This window comes from Aeromonas sp. QDB25 (assembly GCF_027707725.1).
GTDB lineage: Bacteria > Pseudomonadota > Gammaproteobacteria > Enterobacterales > Aeromonadaceae > Aeromonas > Aeromonas caviae.
In genome coordinates, this window is sequence record NZ_JAPCIZ010000005.1 from 78811 (window position 1) to 94999 (window position 16189).

Below are 16189 nucleotides of genomic sequence, written 5' to 3' on the forward strand. Positions count from 1 at the left end.
TTTATGCTTCCTCAGATGCGCGTGCGTACATCCGCCGCAATCTGATCGAGCAACAGTTGCCAGCCCTGTCCCAGCTCGTTCACCAGGGCGCCATACCCATCGGCAGGCAGCACCCGCTCCTGCTGGAAGGGAACATCTCTCAACACGACCCCCTCCTCCGTCAGCAGGCGCCAGCGACCGCTCAGCAGGGCGCGGCCGTCGTGCCGCCCCTGGAAACGCTCGACCGAGATGCTCAGCACAGGCCCCTTGCGGGCCCCGTCCTGACGCACCACCCAGCCAGGCAAGCGGCTGGAGAGGCCATTGAGGGTCAACTGGTTCAACTGGGCATCGAGGGAACCTGCCCAGCGATGGTACTCGGCAAAGTGCAGCTCCTTGCCCTCCAACTGATAGACCAGGCTCATCCGGTCAAGCTGACCGGACAGGGCGACGGGGCGCAGCACCAACTGGTGCTGCGGCTGCGCCGTGGTGACACTCGACGGCGCAGTGTCGGCATCCAGCGAATAGTAATGCAGCGTCGTCGGCGCACTGCCACATCCCGCCAGCAGGCCCAGCAAGGCCAGCGTCATCATCCGTTTTTTCATCATTTTCCTCGCTTGGGCTCGGGATCCCGCGGACGAGCGCGGTCAAAGATCAGTGAACTCGGCTGCTCGTTCAGTGAATGGACCAGAGGTTGCAACTCGCTCATCAGCTGGTTGAGGGATTGCACCGACTGGCGCAGTTCCTGATTGGTCTGGGAACCGGCATCATAGGTCTGCAACGTCTCCTGCAACTGCTTGAGGCTCTGGTTGAGGGAGGCCGGCAACTGCTGGGTCGACTGCTGACCAGTAAACTGCTCCAAATTCGCACTCACGGCACTGACATGCTTGAGCGTCTTGTCCAGCGTCATCAGGGTGCTGTTGACCTGAGTGAGGGTGGTGGCCATGTCCATGTCGACGAACTTGTCGAGGATGAGATTCACCTTGCGCTCGATCTGATCCAGCCCGGCCTGGGCGGTCGGGAAGACCTGATAGCCCGCCATCTTGAGCGGCTGATAGACTGGCGCATCCGGATAGAAGTTCAGATCGATCACCTTGCCCCCCGTCAGCAGGCTGGCGGTCTTGAGGCTGGCCCTCAGCCCTTCCTTGAACTGCTTGTTGAACAGGGCCCGCCACTGCTCCTTCTCCGCATTGGCATAACGGTGGGAGAGACGCTGCACCTCGATGCGCGCCAACACCGGGATCTGCCGGCTCTTGAACAGCTGGACGCCCTTGTCGTCGATGAGATAGGGAGCCGAGATGACGGTACCGACCCGGATGCCGCGATATTGTACCGCCGCGCCGGGATGCAGCCCGCCCACATCATTGTCGAACAGGAAGACATAGTCGATGAACTGATCCAGGCTACCGGCCAGCACGCTCTCCTCGTCCTTGAACAGCACGAACTCGTCGTTCTGTTTCACCGGTTCCCCCGGCAACCAGCCGGGAGGCAGCCCCATGGTGATGCCGCCGTTGATCAGGCTCTCCAGCGAGTCCATCTTCACCTTCATCCCCTCGCTGCTCATGGAGACCTCGAAGCCGGGCGTCAACCAGAACCGGGAGTTGCTGCTCACCAGGACGTCATAAGGCGCGTTGATGAAGAGCTGATACTGCATCTCGCTCTTCTCGGGCAGGAAGTTCGCCTCCTCCACCTGACCTATGGTGAAGCCCTGGTAGTTGATGGGCGACCCCACCCCCAGGGCGCTCGCGTCGCTGCTGGTGAGGGAGAGCCGCAGCCCCTTGGCGTCCAGCGACGCCAGCGGCGGCCTGTCCAGCATGGCATATTCACCGCGGGCCCGGCCCTTCTTGCCGGGGGAGAGCTCGATGTAGGCGCCGGAGAGCAGGGTACCGAGGCCGGAGACCCCCTCCCGCCCGACCCTGGGTTTGACCACCCAGAACTGGCTGTCCTTCTTGAGCATGCCGGCGGCGGCATTGGTCAGGCGCGCCCTCAGCACGGCGTGGCTGTAGTCGTCGCTGAGCTCCACCGTCTCGATACGGCCCACCTCCACTTCACGAGAACGGATCACCGTCTTGCCCGCCACTATGCCCTCGGCGGTCGCCACCGTCAGGGTGAAGCTCGGCCCTTGTGAATACCAGTGCTGGAACAGCATCCAGGCGCCGATGAAGAGCGCCAGCAAAGGCACCATCCAGATAGCGGCAGCCGAACTCATGAAATCAGAGCCCGGTTTCCACCTTGTCTTACGCTCACTCACGTTCGCGTTCTCCTTGTTGTAAATCCCAGATCAGGCGGGAATCGAAACTCATGGCAGCCACCATGGTGACCAGTACGACCCCGGCAAAGGCGACGGCCGCAGGGCCAGGGTAGATGGTCATCAGATTGTCGAGCCGGATGAGACCGGCCAGGATGGCCACCACGAAGACGTCGATCATCGACCAGCGCCCCACAAATTCGGTCATGCGATAGAGTTTTAGCTTGCCGAGGGGAGATGTCCCCTGGCCGCGCTGCACCACGTAGCAGAGCCACAGCAGCGCCAGGATCTTCACCAGCGGTACCACCACGCTCGCGAAGAATATGACGGCGGCAATGGGGTAGGAGCCCATGGCCCACAGCAGCACCACCCCGCCCATGATGGTCGAGGGGCTGTCATCCCCCAGGAACACGGTGTCCATGATGGGATACAGGTTGGCTGGGACATAGAGGATCACCGAGGTGATCAGCAGGGCCCAGGTGCGGTTCAGACCACCCGGCTTGCGGCTATGCAGGTGATCCCCGCAGCGAACGCAACTATGGGCATCTTGCTCGTTCAGGGCGCCGCAGATGTGACAGCCCACCAGACCGCACGACAGGGCGCTCTCCTCGGGATCCAGCTCCCTCGCCGCCGTCGGGCCGAACAGCCGCTGCCACAGCCACATCCGATCCAGAGAGGAGATCATCTTGATGAGCAGCAGGGTGTAGCCAACGAAGGCCCAGAACGACAGCCCCATCTTGATGTCGGCCATCCCCATCAGCTTGACCAGAGAGATGAGCACCCCGATGAGGAAGACGTCCACCATCAGCCAGGGCTTGATCCGGCACAGCAGGCGGCCAAGGGAGCGCAGGGCCTTGCTGTGCAGATCCTTGTCCAGGCGCCACAGCACCAGCATGATGGAGCCGATATAGACCAGCGGCAACCCGATCAGGGTAATGCTCAGCACGGCCCCGAGGAACAGGTAGCCTTGATCCACCAGGGTGGTGATGCACTGCAGGAAGGTCATCTCCTGCCCCACCCCCTTGGCCGAGAACGACATGAAGGTAAAGGCGTTGGAGAGCACGAACATGATGATGGCCGCAAAGCCATAGGCGATGGGCCTGCGCTCCTGCTCCGGCAGATGACGAGTCAGGGTATGGCCGCAGCGCGGACAACTGCTCGTCTCCCCCACGGCCAGCTCGGTGGCCGGCACCAGCAGGTCACATTCTTCGCAGGCGGTCGCGTCATGGGTATAGGTGGGTGGATGTTGGTGTGAAACCGGATGCAAGATAAGACCCCAGCATGAGGCCCGCCACGGGGCCAGAGCCGCCAATTATTGCAGCAGCGGCCCCTGCCGACCAGCCCTGTCGTTGTCCATCCTGCCCGGGAGTGAGAATGACTTTGACAAGGCAGTGACCATTTAGCACAATCAAACGCCACTTTTTTTCCGCGGGACAATAATTTATGACAACTGAATCCCCAAGCTACTCCACTATCGAGCAGGCCTTCTCCCTCGGGAACGGGCAAGATTCTGCCCTCAACTGGTTGCGCAAAAACCGTAGCCAGGTCGCCATCTTCCTGGTGAGCGGCATCAAGCTGGAGGGGACCATCAGCGGTTTTGACCAGTACAGCGTGCTGTTGACCGATGCCCATGGCAATCAGCAACTGGTCTACAAGGCCAAGATTTCCACCATTGCCATGCACTCCGGCCGTCCTGCCGTCAGCATCCAGCGGGCCCGCAAGCCACGGGTTTCCATGGCGCCGCGCCCCCATGGCGCCCCCAGCCGTTATGACGACAACCAGGGTGGTGGCAGCGAGCAGTAAATCTCGCCACTGCCCATCCTGACGGTGTCGCTGCGTCAGCCAGTGACACCTGCTCCCCACTCTCATGTTTCGCCTGTCCCGTATGAGAGTGGGGCTTCTCTCCCGAGCAGGTTGTTGACCCGCTCGTCTTCGTCACTCAGTAGGTCAACCCGACCGGTTTTCCCTCTCTGACCATGCAAACCTGCATGCCGGCCGCTTCACCGGCCTGTGCGCCTATGCCCGTGTCCTCGAACACCAGACATTGACCGGGCTCGACCCCCAGGCGTCGCGCCACCAGCAGGAAGGTGTCTGGATGGGGTTTGTGCAGCTCCACGTCGTCGGCGGTAACCACCACGGAGAAATACCGATCCAGCCCTGTGTTGCGCAGCACCGCTTCGGCATTGATACGGGGGGAGCCTGTCCCAATGCCCATGGGGATCCGGCCGTGATAGCGTTCCACCAGATCCAGCATGGCCGGGAAGGGGGTGGCCTTGTGCAGGTTGGCGACATAGTGTTCGGTCTTGCAGCGTGTCACCACCAGGGGATCCAGCGCGATCTGCTGCACTTCGGCCACCAGCAGGGCTATCTTGCGGCTGGGCATGCCTCCCAGCTCATAAAACCAGTCGGCGTCGAACCGAAAGCCAAACTCGCGGGCGGTGTGCTCCCAGGCGGCCAAGTGCAAGGGCATGGAGTCCACCAGAGTGCCGTCGAGGTCGAAAACCAGGCCTTGAAATCCGGATAGGGTCATGGTGCAGGATCTGTCTGTGAAAAATGGGCCCCCATTCTAGCCAGAGCGCGGGCGCATCGCCATGCGCCAGATGGCGAGAAACGCTTGCCACCTCATTTATACAGGGCGGCGTGGATCTGAAAGCCCGCACGTATACAGATCAGCATGGATCTGATGCCGGGCAGGCAGCCTCCACGCAGGTGTCAGCGATAGGCCAGGGTACAGGCCCGCCCTTGGGATTTGGCGTGATAGAGTGCCTGATCCGCCTGCTCGGTCAGGGTTTGCCACTCCTTGTCCGATGACGGGACCAGATAGCTGAACCCGATGCTGACGGTGAGTGTCGCCGCCACCCGGGAGGCCGGATGGGGAATTTGCAAGGCGTCAAGGCCGTGGTGGATCTGCTCCGCCAGCCGCTCCGCTTCTCCCGGCTGCGGTGAACACAGCAGGATGACAAACTCCTCCCCCCCATAGCGGGCCACCAGGTTGGTGCGCCGCCGCTCGGTGTCCTGCAGCAGTGCCGCCACCCGCTGCAGGCACTGATCCCCCTTGCCGTGGCCGAAGTGATCGTTGTAGGACTTGAACTCGTCCACATCGATCATCAGCACCGCCAGCACGCCCTGATGGCGGCGAGCCCGCTCCCACTCCCGTTCCATGGTAATGTCCCATTGGCGGCGGTTGGCGATGCCAGTCAGGGGATCTTCCAGAGACAGCAGAGAGAGGCGCCGGTTGGCCTCCTCCAGCGCCCGGTTGGTATCGGCCAGTTGCCGGGTCCGCTCCTGCACCCTCAGCTCCAGCTCCCGATTGAAGCGCTCAAGCTTCTCCTGGGTGCGCTGGCGGATCAGCAACTGGGAGAGCACGGCGGCATACTGCTTGAAGATCTCGCTCTGATACGCCTTGAGGGGGCGCCGCCAGAGCAGGTTGTCGGCGGCGATCCAGCCGATGGGGGTACTCCCGTCCCAGAGCGACACCATGGCGTTCCAGCCGCGACCCACCTCCTGCTTCTCGTAATAGAGAGGCGTGTCCTCCAGCACCAGGACATAGTCCTTGCGACGCAGCGCCTCCTGCACCGTGGGATGATCCGGAATGGGGCTGATGAAATGGCGCTCGTCGATGAGCTCACCCGCCTCGTTGGTACCCCAGGTACCGTGCATGGTCTTGAATTCACGGTCAGTCAGGAAGATGGCGATGCGATCGAACTGCAACTCCTGGCGGGCCAGTGCCACCGCGTCGTGCAGCAGACGATCCTCACTCTCGCAGCGGGAGAGCTTGACCCCCACCTGATGCAGCGCCTGCAGCATGCTGAGGAAAGAGTCCTGCAGGGCCTGGCTGCGCACGAGGTCTGCCTGGGTGTGGAGCCGCTGATCCCGCTCCAGATCCACCTGTCCCGCGAGTCGCCGACTCTCGAGCTCGGCGGCGAGATAATGCATGAGCAGCTGGATGCTCTGCTGCTGGCGTCTTGGCAGGCGATCGAGACGACGGCGGGTTTCCAGATAGACCACGGCCTCCAGCCCCTTGTGACGCTTGAGGGGGAAGCTGGCGCGCAGGCGCGGGATCTCGGGTTCGACGCTCTCCCTCTCCCAGATGGCACGGGTCGGCGCGATGGGCTCCACCAGCAACTGGCCGAGCGCAAGGGAACGTTCGATGAAGAGGATGGGCAACTCGAGGGAAGAGAGGATGTCAGCGCTCAGGCAGAGCAGACCCTGTTCCGGGCGATAGTGATAGAGCTGGGGCGTCGGAGCACGCAGCCACAGATAGATCTGTTCAGCCTCTGTTTTTTCCCTGACCGCAGACAAGGTCACTTCACAGAGATGTTCAAAACTGGTGAAGTGCTCCGGATCCCATTCTTCCATGCCAAATCATCCTTGGTTGTATCCAAGCGAGTATATCGGCAAAGCCCGGCCATTAATTGACCGGGCAATCAAAAGCGAGATCCAGAGCCCAGTTTTTACAACAGATTCAATGCCTGCATGGCACTGCGGATGCGCTCGCGGGTGGCCTCGGAGAGCGGCATCACCGGCAGACGGCACTCTTCGCTGCACAGACCCAGCAGGGAGACCGCATACTTGGCCCCTGCGGGGCTCGGCTCGGCGAACATGGCCTGGTGCAGCGGAATGAGCTTGTCCTGCAATTCGCGGGCAGCTTGCCACTCACCGGCCAGCGCCAGGTTCTGCACCTCGGCCACCAGCTTGGGGGCCACGTTGGCCGTCACCGAGATGCAACCCTGGCCACCACCGATGTTGTAGGCCACGGCGGTGGCGTCTTCACCGGAGAGCCAGGCAAACGGCTTCTTGATGAGCTGGCGTTCAACCCAGGGGCGGGCCAGATCACCGGTGGCATCCTTCACGCCGGCAATGCGCGGCAACTCGGCCAGACGGGCCAGGGTCGCCGGCTGCACGTCAACGATGGCGCGGGGCGGAATGTTGTAGACGATGATGGGTTTGGTGGTGGCGTCGTGCACCGCCTTGAAGTGGTGGTAGAGCCCTTCCTGATTGGGGCGGTTGTAGTAACCGGCCACATGCAGGGTGGCATCCGCTCCCATCTGCTCGGCATAGCGGGTGTATTCAATGGCTTCAACCGGGTTGTTGGAGCCTGCACCTGCGATCACGGGAATGCGCCCGGCCACCAGCTTGACCACCAGCTCCACTACGCGGCAATGCTCATCGTGGGTCAGGGTCGGGCTCTCCCCGGTCGTGCCGACCGGCACTATGCCATGGGTTCCCTGCTCTATGTGCCACTCAACCAGGCGAGCCAGTGCGGCCTCGTCCAGCTGGCCCTGTCGAAATGGGGTGATCAGGGCAACTATCGAACCTTGAAACATGGGATTTCCTTCTCCTAAACAGATGGATTGGTCAATAAAAAGCCCCGGTACGGGAGTCGCTACCGGGGCTTGAATCGTCTCAGGGATGAGAGGTTACGCGCGCACGCCAGCAGGCCCGATTGTCAGGCTGTGTTTATGCTTTCGTTTCGATACGCATGACCGCATTGCATCATCTCTGGGTAAATAAGGCGTCTGGGCATATTTCGGGAACACGGCATAAATGTCAAGGCGAAAGCGGCCATGTATAATGGCCGCCCAAAAATGCGTGGAGAGACCCAATGAGCCGTCCTGTCAGTGCCGTCAGCCAGATGCTGGAACGTAACCAAGCCCTCTTTGTCGGCAAGCGGCTGTTGGTGTGCGGTGCCCTGGAGGATGATTATCCTCGTCAACTGGCCGAGCTGGCACAAAGCCTGACCGTCTTCACCACGGATTACTGCTATTACCGCAGCCAGCAGGCCGTTCTGGGAGACGCCATCCTGTTCGATCACCAGCTGGGTGGCGCCCCCCGATTCGATGCCCTGCTGCTGCTGATGCCCAAGGCCAAGGCCGAGGCGCAATACCTGCTGGCCATGATGACGCCGCTGCTCGAAAGCGGGGCCGACCTGTTCCTCGCCGGCGAGAACCGGGGCGGCATCAACGGGGCAGACAAGCTGCTGGCACCTTATGGCGAGAAACCGATCAAGCGCGACTCTGCGCGCCGCTGCTCTCTCTACCACGGCATGCTCGACAAACCGGTCGTCCCCTTCGAGCTTGATGCCTGGTTCAGTCGCTATGAGTGCCAGGCGGGCGACACCACCCTGACCGTCATGGCCCTGCCCGGGGTCTTCAGTGCAGACGGCCTGGATCTCGGCACCCAGATGCTGCTGGCGAGCCTCCCCCCCGTAACGGGCAAGCTGCTCGACTTTGGCTGCGGCGCCGGCGTCATCGGTTCCGTGCTGGCCAAGCGCAACCCGGCCCTGGCCGTCACCATGGTGGATATCAATGCCCTGGCACTGGAGTCCAGCCGCCGAACCCTGGCGGTCAACGGTCTGAGCGGGCGTGTTCATGCCTCCGATGTCTATTCCGACATTGCCGAAACATTCCAACAGATTGTCTCGAATCCCCCCTTCCATGCCGGGCTCAAGACCTTCTACGCCGCCACCGAAACCTTCCTGGCAAAGGCTCCTGAGTACCTGACCGCAAATGGCGCCCTGACCATAGTCGCCAATGCCTTCCTGCGATACCAGCCTATACTGGATGCGCACTTCAAACAGACCGAGGTGATCGCGGGCGATACCAAATTCAAGGTGTATCTGAGCAAAGCTTAAAGAAGTGCAACGGTTGTAATAAAACAAGTAGAGAGTGCCAGACGGGATCTGTTAAGGTACCAAGAGAACGTTTACCACCCCTTTAGGGGTGTTTTTTTCGCAGTAACATGAAAACCTTTTCAATATCATGATCTCAGGGAGAGAACGACGATGGCAGGCATACTCACCATGATACTGGCAGGCGGTGAAGGTACCCGACTGCAACCGCTGACCACCACCCGCAGCAAACCCTCCGTACCCTTTGGCGGCAGTTACCGGTTGATCGACTTCGTGCTCAACAACTTCGTCAACGCCGACTTCCTGCGCATCTATGTACTCACCCAGTTCAAGTCCCAGTCCCTTTATCTGCACATGAAGAAGGGCTGGAACATCGTCGGCATCACGGATCGCTTCATCGACCCCATTCCGGCCCAGATGCGAATGGGCAAACGCTGGTATGACGGCACCGCAGACGCCATTTACCAGAACCTGCGCTTCATCGAGATCTCCGACCCCGAGCACGTCTGCATCTTCGGCTCCGATCACATCTACAAGATGGACGTGAGCCAGATGGTGAGCTTCCACAAGCAGAAAGCGGCCGCCCTGACCGTCGCTGCCCTGCGCATGCCCATCGAGGAAGCAAGCGCCTTCGGGGTGATCGAGGTTGATCAGGAAGGGCGCATGATTGGCTTTGAAGAAAAGCCCCGTCACCCGAAACACATCCCCGGCGACCCCACCCAGGCCCTGGTCTCCATGGGCAACTACATCTTCGAGACCGAGGCCCTCTATCGGGAGCTCAAGCGGGATGCCGCCGAGGAGAACTCCAGTCACGATTTCGGCAAGGACATCATTCCCAGCCTGTTCCCCCGTGCCCCCGTCTATGTCTACGACTACAGCACCAACGTGATCCCGGGCGAGAAGCCCAATGTCTACTGGCGCGATGTGGGGACGCTCGACTCTTACTGGCAGGCGCACATGGACCTGGTGGCCGACGATGCCCCCTTCTCTCTCTACAATCGCAAGTGGCCGCTGCACACCCATTACCCGCCCCTGCCCCCCGCCACCTTCATCGATACCGACGACTGCAAGGTCAAGATCGCCAACTCCCTGATCTCCGGTGGCTGCTTCATTCAGGGCAGCCAGATCCAGCGATCCATACTGGGATTTCGCTGCAACATAGGCCCCTGCAGCCACATCAGTGAATCCGTGCTGCTGGGGGATGTGAAAATCGGCGAAGGTTGCTCCATTCGCCGCGCCATCATCGACAAGAACGTTGAAATTGCACCCGGCACCGTGATCGGTGAGAATCTGGACCATGACAGAGAGCGGTTTACCGTATCCGAAGGCGGTATCGTCGTGGTACCTAAGGGAGCAAGAGTTGGCTATTAACCCACTGAAAATCCTGTTTGTAGCCTCGGAGGTTGAGGGGCTGGTGAAGACCGGGGGCCTGGCGGATGTGGCCAAGGCCCTGCCGCAGCATCTCGCCCGTCAGGGGCACGATGTGCGCATCATTATGCCCTTCTACAAGACCATCAAGCGCCGGGACGAGGCCACCCTCCTCGCCTCGCGCTGGCTCCCCACCCCCCAGGATCGCAGTGATATCAGCTATCGCATCCATCAGCTGGAACTGGACGGGATCTGCGTCTATCTGCTCGATTGCCCGCACTATTTCGACCGCCCCCAGCTTTATGCCGAGAACAACCAGGCCTATCCCGACAACGGTGAACGCTTTGCCTTTCTGGCCGCGGCGGCCCTGCATGCGTGCGAACAGCTGGGTTTCGCTCCCGACATCGCCCACTGCAACGACTGGCACACCGGTCTGCTGCCGCTGCTGCTGAAAACCCGTCATGCCCACAACCCCTTCTTCCAGCGCACCCGGTCGGTCATCAGCATTCACAACGCGGCCTTTCAGGGCGTGTTCGATCGCCAGCAGTTCTGGGCCGTGCCGGAAATCCACGACTACGAGCAGCGCATCAACTACGACTATGGTCACATCAATCTGCTCAAGTGCGGTGTGCTCTATGCAGACAAGATCAATGCAGTCAGCCCCAACTACGCCAGCGAGCTGCTGACGCACCTGGGCGCTCACGGCATGGCCAGCGTATTCCAGCAGCGGGCAGCTGACCTGCGTGGCATCCTCAACGGCTGTGACTATCAGGACTGGGATCCCGCCTTCGATCCTCTGTTGCCCGCCACCTATGATGCCGACAACCTGGATGGCAAACACACCTGCAAGCGCATCCTGCAGCAGGAGACGGGGCTCCCCGTCGGCAACCTCCCCATCTATGGCATGGTGTGTCGACTGACCGAGCAGAAAGGTGTACACCTGCTCATCCCGGCGCTGGACAAATTCTTGCAGCACCAGGTTCAGGTAGTGATCGTGGGTTCCGGTGATCCCTCTCTCGCCGCTCAGTTGCAAAGCATTGCCCAGCAGCATCCCGACAAGTTTGCCTTCATCAATGCCTATGACGACCGTCTGGCCCACCTGGTGGAGGCTGGCGCCGACTTCTTCCTGATGCCTTCTCTGTTCGAGCCATGCGGGCTCAACCAGATGTACAGTCTGGCCTATGGCACCCTGCCCCTGGTGCGGGCCGTCGGCGGATTGAAAGATACCGTCGTGGACTGGGATGCTGACCCGGCGCACGCGACCGGTTTCTGCTTCAACGATCCCACTGCCAGCACCTTGCTCGATGCCATGCGCCGCAGCTTGCTCCATTATCTGCAGGAACCGGCACGCTTTGCCCGTGTGCAGCACCACGCCATGAACACCCGCTTCGACTGGGCAGACTCCGTCATCTTGTACGAACAGATGTATCAGGATGCGCTGGCCACCGTCTGACGCCGATTGCTGAAGTTTTGTGCCCTTGGCACGCCTTTATCCGTCAACAGCGAAAAAAGTCCCCTTTGGCTGTTGACGCCCCCCCAAAACTCTATAGAATCCCCCACCGCAGTGATGCGAAGGTGGCGGAATTGGTAGACGCGCTAGCTTCAGGTGTTAGTGTCCCACGGATGTGAGGGTTCGAGTCCCTCTCTTCGCACCATACTGCAACATGCTCTTATCAGACGGCATGTAAATTCAGACTGATAACCCGATGTGCGAAGGTGGCGGAATTGGTAGACGCGCTAGCTTCAGGTGTTAGTGCCCCCCGGGTGTGAGGGTTCGAGTCCCTCTCTTCGCACCATGCTTTTGTCAGACAGCATGTAAATCCAGACTGATAACCCGATGTGCGAAGGTGGCGGAATTGGTAGACGCGCTAGCTTCAGGTGTTAGTGCCCCCCGGGTGTGAGGGTTCGAGTCCCTCTCTTCGCACCATGCTTCTGGCATGTAAAACACAGAAAATGCGCTCCAACCGCATTTAAAAACCAGCTGGAGAAAATCAGTGTGCGAAGGTGGCGGAATTGGTAGACGCGCTAGCTTCAGGTGTTAGTGTCCCACGGATGTGAGGGTTCGAGTCCCTCTCTTCGCACCATCATTCTGCAAAGGCCCGTTACGAGAGTAACGGGCCTTTTGTGTTTTCATGCCCCATGGCTATGCTGTTGAAGATGCTGCGCCACCACGGGGGTTTTCTCATGATCCTGGATACCGATATTCACAACTTCTATGAGCATCTGGTGCTCAAGGAGATAGAAAAACAGGGGTTGGCTCGAACATTGACCCCCTATCAGCTGGCAGACCTCTGCTGCCTGACACTCAACCAGCTTCCTTCCCACTACATCCGCCACGATGTCGACATGATCTACTTCACGACAGACGCCGAACGCAGCGAGATGGAGAAGAAGGTCATCGCCTCCCTGCGCCAGGCCTACGACAAGATCCAGGCCGTCCCCACTCGCCAGGCTTAATGCCAGCCCTGCTGCCAGAGCAGAGTGACGACCCCTGTCATTCCCGCAACCGGCAGCAGGATCAACACCGGTCTCAGCCTGGGTTCCAGCATGACCCAGGCAGCCAGCAAGAACCCCAGGCTCCAGAACCCGTATTCCTTCTCCTGACCCCAGACCAGCACCGCCAGAAGGGCGGCCAAGAGCAGAGCGCGTGCTATCCAGTTCATTGGCATTGGTCCGAAAAAATATTAATGATAACCATTATCATCTTTGGTGTTGCCATCTGCAATCGAACTTGCCTATGGATCTCCGGCTATCAAACGGTGTCGATTGAACAGTGAAAAATGCCGATTAGATCAACTATTTTGTGGGATTTTAAAATTTTAAAGCTGTTTTGCCGAATGAGCAGGGATTTTACACCTCCGCTTTATGGTAGATTGCGCCCTCTTTTGGTAAGCCTCTCGGGATAGACACATCCGCAGGACGAGAGGGGCTGACCTTGGCGAGCAAGAGTTTAGGGAGCGTCTATGCAAAACCAACAACACCACATCCGATTGCCGGGCATGTCGCAAGTATTTGCCTGCCTGGCCATTTTCCTGGCCCTGGCCTTCTCCTTCACCAGCGTGCTGGATCTGCCAATCCAGCTGGCACTGTTCATCGCCTGGTTCGTCATCATGGGACTCGGCATCAAGCTCGGCCACGATTACAAATCCCTGGAGCAGGCGGCAGTCGACGGCGTCGCCAAGGGGATGGGGGCCATCCTGATACTGCTCTCCGTCGGTGCCCTGGTGGGCACCTGGATTGCCGGCGGCATCGTCCCCAGCATCATCTACTTCGGCCTCAAGGTGATACACCCCTCCATCTTCCTGCTGGCGACCCTGATCATCTGCTCTCTCACCTCGCTGGCCACCGGCACCTCCTGGGGCTCGGCGGCCACCGCCGGCATCGCCATGATGGGCATAGGCCACAGCCTGGGGGTACCCGCGCCGCTGGTAGCCGGTGCCGTGCTCTCCGGCGTCTACTTCGGTGACAAGCTCTCCCCGCTCTCCGACTCCGTGGTGCTGGCCTCGACCATGTCCAACGTCGACGTGATGGAACACATCAAGGGGATGCTGCCCATAAGCCTGTTCTCCTACGTCATCACCGCCGCCCTGTTCACCGTGGTCGGCATGCAGTACTCCGGCAACGTCAGCCTGGAGCAGGTCAATCTGGTGATGGACGCCCTCGACAAACAGTTCAACATCACCCCCATGGCCATAGTGCCCGTGGTGCTGGTGCTGGGCCTGTTGGCCAACCGCAAGCCCGCCTTCCCGGTGATCAGCTTCGGCGCCTTGCTGGGTCTTGTCTGGGCCATCGTTTTCCAGGACATGGATCCGGTGAAGGCGATGCACTCCGCCTACAGCCCCTTTGCCATCACCTCAGGCGTCGATTTCATCGACAACATCCTGGGCCGTGGCGGTATGGAGTCCATGCTGGGCTCAGTGGCCGTCATCATCTTCGGCTTGGGCTTCGGCGGTCTGCTGGAGAAGGTCGGCATCCTGGAAGTGATCGCCAGCGCCTTCGAGAAGCGCATCAACAGCGCCGGCAGCCTGACCAGCCACACCATAGGCACCGCCTTCCTGGCCAACGTGTTCGGTTCCGCCATGTATGTATCGCTGATCCTGACCCCCAAGATCATGGCCAAGAACTACGACCGGCTGGGGCTTGCGCGCAAGAACCTCTCTCGCAACGCCGAGTTTGGCGGCACCCTCACCTGCGGCATGGTGCCCTGGAGCGACAACGGCATCTTCATGGCCGGGGTCCTCGGGGTAGCGACCCTCGACTACCTGCCCTACATGTGGCTCAGCTTCACCTGCATCATTGTGACCATCACCCTCGCCTATCTGGGCAAGGGAGTGAACCGTGTACCGGTCACAGAGGCGGTGACAGCCCGCTAATTTCCGTAAAAACAACGACAAAGGCGCCATCACGGCGCCTTTTGTCTGGGTATGATTCGAGGTTAAGCTGGCACTCACCTTGATCGCACGTGGCAGGACGCCCAGATGAACTTCACCTTTCGCCAGATCCGCTATTTCGTGGCGGTGGCCGACAGCTTCTCGGTGAGCCGCGCAGCCGCCGAGCTGCACATCTCCCAGTCGGCGGTCACCAGCGCCATCCGCGAGCTGGAGACCGAGCTCGGCGCCGCCCTGTTCGAGCACAATCCGCGCGGGGTCAGCCTCACCACCCAGGGCCACCAGTTTCTGCTGCACGCCCGTCGCATCCTAAGCGCCATGACCGAAGCCAGCCAGTCCCTCAAGGCGGTAGCCCAGCAGGATCAGGGGCGGCTTACCATAGGCGTAACCACGCTGGTGGCAGGCTACTACCTGTCGGAGGCCCTCGGCCGCTTTCGCCGCGCCTTCCCGGCGGTGCAGATCGAGGTGAAGGAGGATGAGCAGCCCTATCTCGAGCACCAGATCGTCAATGGTGAGGTGGACGTGGGGATCCTGATGACCAACCGCACCATCCGCCAGGAGGCGTTCGATACCGAGCTGCTGACCCGCTCGCCGCTGCGGGTCTGGCTCGCCGCCAACCACCCCCTCTGCGCCGAGTCGACCCTCTCCCTCAAGGCGCTCGGCGAAGAGCCCATGATCTCGCTGACCGCCGACCAGCTGGATCAGATCATCGGCGGCGGCCTGCGCCGCTACGGCATCGCGCCACGCATCGTGCTGCGTACCGCCTCGGTGGAAGCGGTCCGCAGCTTGGTGGCGAGCCAGCTCGGGCTCGCCCTGCTGCCGGATTTTGCCTACCGCCCCTGGTCCCTGGAGCAGGAACGGGTCGAGGCCCGCGCCATCAAGGAGCCGATCCCCGCCATCGACATCGGCCTGGTGTGGCGGCGCGGCTCGCGGCTGGACTGGACCGCCCGCGAGTTCATCGACATCGCCAGGGATCAAAGCCGGCTGCGGGCCCGCCAGCACCTTCCCCGCTGAGTGGAGCCTCCTGCTCCGTCACGGGGTCTCTTGCAGAAATTCAGATTCATCTGCACTCGATATCAATTTTTAAGATACCTCTGGCGTTAAAAATTGAAATTCTCATTGCTCACGGCTTCTCCTACGCTCATGACTGGTTAACAGGATGTTAATTGTCAGCGTGGCATCACAACCGTGCCCGCCCCAGCAAGGAGAGCAAGATGAAACTGACCCCCCTCACCCTGGCCCTGATCGCCCATGCCCGTCAGGAGGATGAAATTGTGCGCCGGGAGGTATTTGGCCCGGTGGTGTCGGTGACCCGCTTCAGCGACGCCGAGCAGGTGGTGCAGTGGGCCAACGACTCGGACTACGGCCTCGCCAGCTCGGTCTGGACCCGGGATCTCGGCCTTGCCAGCAAGGTAGCCAGCCACCTGCAGTACGGCTGCACCTGGATCAACACCCACTTCATGCTCACCTCCGAGATGCCCCACGGCGGCATGAAGATGTCCGGCTACGGCAAGGATCTCTCCCTCTGTGCGCTGGAGGACTACACGGTACCGCGCCATATCATGGTCAAGCTCTAGG

The 16189-nt window shown here is 60.7% G+C and carries 14 protein-coding genes, 4 tRNA genes and 1 pseudogene; 12 read left to right on the forward strand and 7 right to left on the reverse strand.

The window, feature by feature from the left end; all coding sequences use genetic code 11:
• Positions 1 to 11: 11 nt before the first annotated feature.
• The 3 genes from PG883_RS03150 to PG883_RS03160 are packed head-to-tail and all read right to left on the reverse strand — an operon-like array spanning position 12 to position 3491.
• Positions 12 to 581, reverse strand: coding sequence for a PqiC family protein (locus tag PG883_RS03150; protein ID WP_039040600.1), 570 nt, complete (start codon positions 579 to 581; stop codon positions 12 to 14).
• Entirely contained in the window at positions 581 to 2227 is a 1647-nt protein-coding gene (gene pqiB, locus PG883_RS03155; RefSeq protein WP_268451440.1) for an intermembrane transport protein PqiB, read from the reverse strand. Before pqiB ends, PG883_RS03150 begins: the two co-directional genes overlap by 1 nt.
• Positions 2220 to 3491, reverse strand: coding sequence for a paraquat-inducible protein A (locus tag PG883_RS03160; RefSeq protein WP_043152840.1), 1272 nt, complete (start codon positions 3489 to 3491; stop codon positions 2220 to 2222). Before PG883_RS03160 ends, pqiB begins: the two co-directional genes overlap by 8 nt.
• 176 nt (positions 3492 to 3667) lie before the next feature.
• On the opposite strand from PG883_RS03160, the gene hfq reads away from it, so the two are divergent.
• The gene (gene hfq / locus PG883_RS03165) at positions 3668 to 4027 is read left to right on the forward strand and encodes an RNA chaperone Hfq (RefSeq protein WP_039040603.1); all 360 of its coding nucleotides are present in this window, start codon (positions 3668 to 3670) and stop codon (positions 4025 to 4027) included.
• A 136-nt stretch (positions 4028 to 4163) separates the two neighbouring features.
• On the opposite strand, the gene PG883_RS03170 is transcribed toward hfq, so the two are convergent.
• The 3 genes from PG883_RS03170 to dapA form a co-directional block, all read right to left on the reverse strand.
• Entirely contained in the window at positions 4164 to 4754 is a 591-nt protein-coding gene (locus tag PG883_RS03170) for an HAD family hydrolase (protein WP_270806957.1), read from the reverse strand.
• Positions 4755 to 4936: 182 nt separating this feature from the next.
• Complete coding sequence (locus PG883_RS03175; RefSeq protein ID WP_223915035.1) at positions 4937 to 6583, reverse strand: sensor domain-containing diguanylate cyclase; 1647 nt, start codon at positions 6581 to 6583, stop codon at positions 4937 to 4939.
• Between the two features lie 95 nt (positions 6584 to 6678).
• Positions 6679 to 7551 carry a 4-hydroxy-tetrahydrodipicolinate synthase gene (gene dapA / locus PG883_RS03180; RefSeq protein ID WP_039040606.1) on the reverse strand — a complete coding sequence of 291 codons (873 nt, stop codon included), beginning with the start codon at positions 7549 to 7551 and terminating at the stop codon, positions 6679 to 6681.
• Between the two features lie 278 nt (positions 7552 to 7829).
• Here dapA and rsmC point away from each other — a divergent pair, with 278 nt between their 5' ends.
• From rsmC to PG883_RS03220, 8 genes are all read left to right on the forward strand, one after another.
• A complete protein-coding gene (gene rsmC, locus PG883_RS03185; protein WP_109111767.1) occupies positions 7830 to 8858 on the forward strand; it encodes a 16S rRNA (guanine(1207)-N(2))-methyltransferase RsmC in 1029 nt (342 codons plus the stop codon).
• 150 nt (positions 8859 to 9008) lie between these two features.
• Positions 9009 to 10226 (forward strand): glucose-1-phosphate adenylyltransferase, encoded by a 1218-nt coding sequence (gene glgC, locus PG883_RS03190; protein ID WP_010675755.1) that lies wholly within the window; start codon positions 9009 to 9011, stop codon positions 10224 to 10226.
• The gene (gene glgA / locus PG883_RS03195; protein WP_104452232.1) at positions 10216 to 11676 is read left to right on the forward strand and encodes a glycogen synthase GlgA; all 1461 of its coding nucleotides are present in this window, start codon (positions 10216 to 10218) and stop codon (positions 11674 to 11676) included. Before glgC ends, glgA begins: the two co-directional genes overlap by 11 nt.
• A gap of 116 nt (positions 11677 to 11792) precedes the next feature.
• A tRNA-Leu gene (locus PG883_RS03200) sits at positions 11793 to 11878 on the forward strand.
• Between the two features lie 55 nt (positions 11879 to 11933).
• A tRNA-Leu gene (locus tag PG883_RS03205) sits at positions 11934 to 12019 on the forward strand.
• 45 nt (positions 12020 to 12064) lie between these two features.
• A tRNA-Leu gene (locus PG883_RS03210) sits at positions 12065 to 12150 on the forward strand.
• A gap of 71 nt (positions 12151 to 12221) precedes the next feature.
• Positions 12222 to 12307 (forward strand) — tRNA-Leu (locus PG883_RS03215).
• Between the two features lie 100 nt (positions 12308 to 12407).
• On the forward strand, positions 12408 to 12680 hold the full coding sequence (locus PG883_RS03220; protein ID WP_029314828.1) for a late competence development ComFB family protein: 273 nt from the start codon (positions 12408 to 12410) through the stop codon (positions 12678 to 12680).
• Here the strand turns inward: PG883_RS03220 and PG883_RS03225 are convergent.
• Positions 12677 to 12886 (reverse strand): hypothetical protein, encoded by a 210-nt coding sequence (locus tag PG883_RS03225; protein ID WP_010675758.1) that lies wholly within the window; start codon positions 12884 to 12886, stop codon positions 12677 to 12679. The two genes, PG883_RS03220 and PG883_RS03225, sit on opposite strands and share 4 nt — an antisense overlap.
• Before the next feature lie 300 nt (positions 12887 to 13186).
• On the opposite strand from PG883_RS03225, the gene nhaC reads away from it, so the two are divergent.
• The 3 genes and pseudogenes from nhaC to PG883_RS03240 form a co-directional block, all read left to right on the forward strand.
• Positions 13187 to 14596 carry a Na+/H+ antiporter NhaC gene (gene nhaC, locus PG883_RS03230; protein WP_270806958.1) on the forward strand — a complete coding sequence of 470 codons (1410 nt, stop codon included), beginning with the start codon at positions 13187 to 13189 and terminating at the stop codon, positions 14594 to 14596.
• 105 nt (positions 14597 to 14701) lie between these two features.
• Complete coding sequence (locus tag PG883_RS03235) at positions 14702 to 15625, forward strand: LysR family transcriptional regulator (RefSeq protein ID WP_270806959.1); 924 nt, start codon at positions 14702 to 14704, stop codon at positions 15623 to 15625.
• 227 nt (positions 15626 to 15852) lie between these two features.
• Positions 15853 to 16188: pseudogene (locus PG883_RS03240) on the forward strand (aldehyde dehydrogenase family protein); the annotation flags it as partial.
• Position 16189 lies beyond the last annotated feature (1 nt).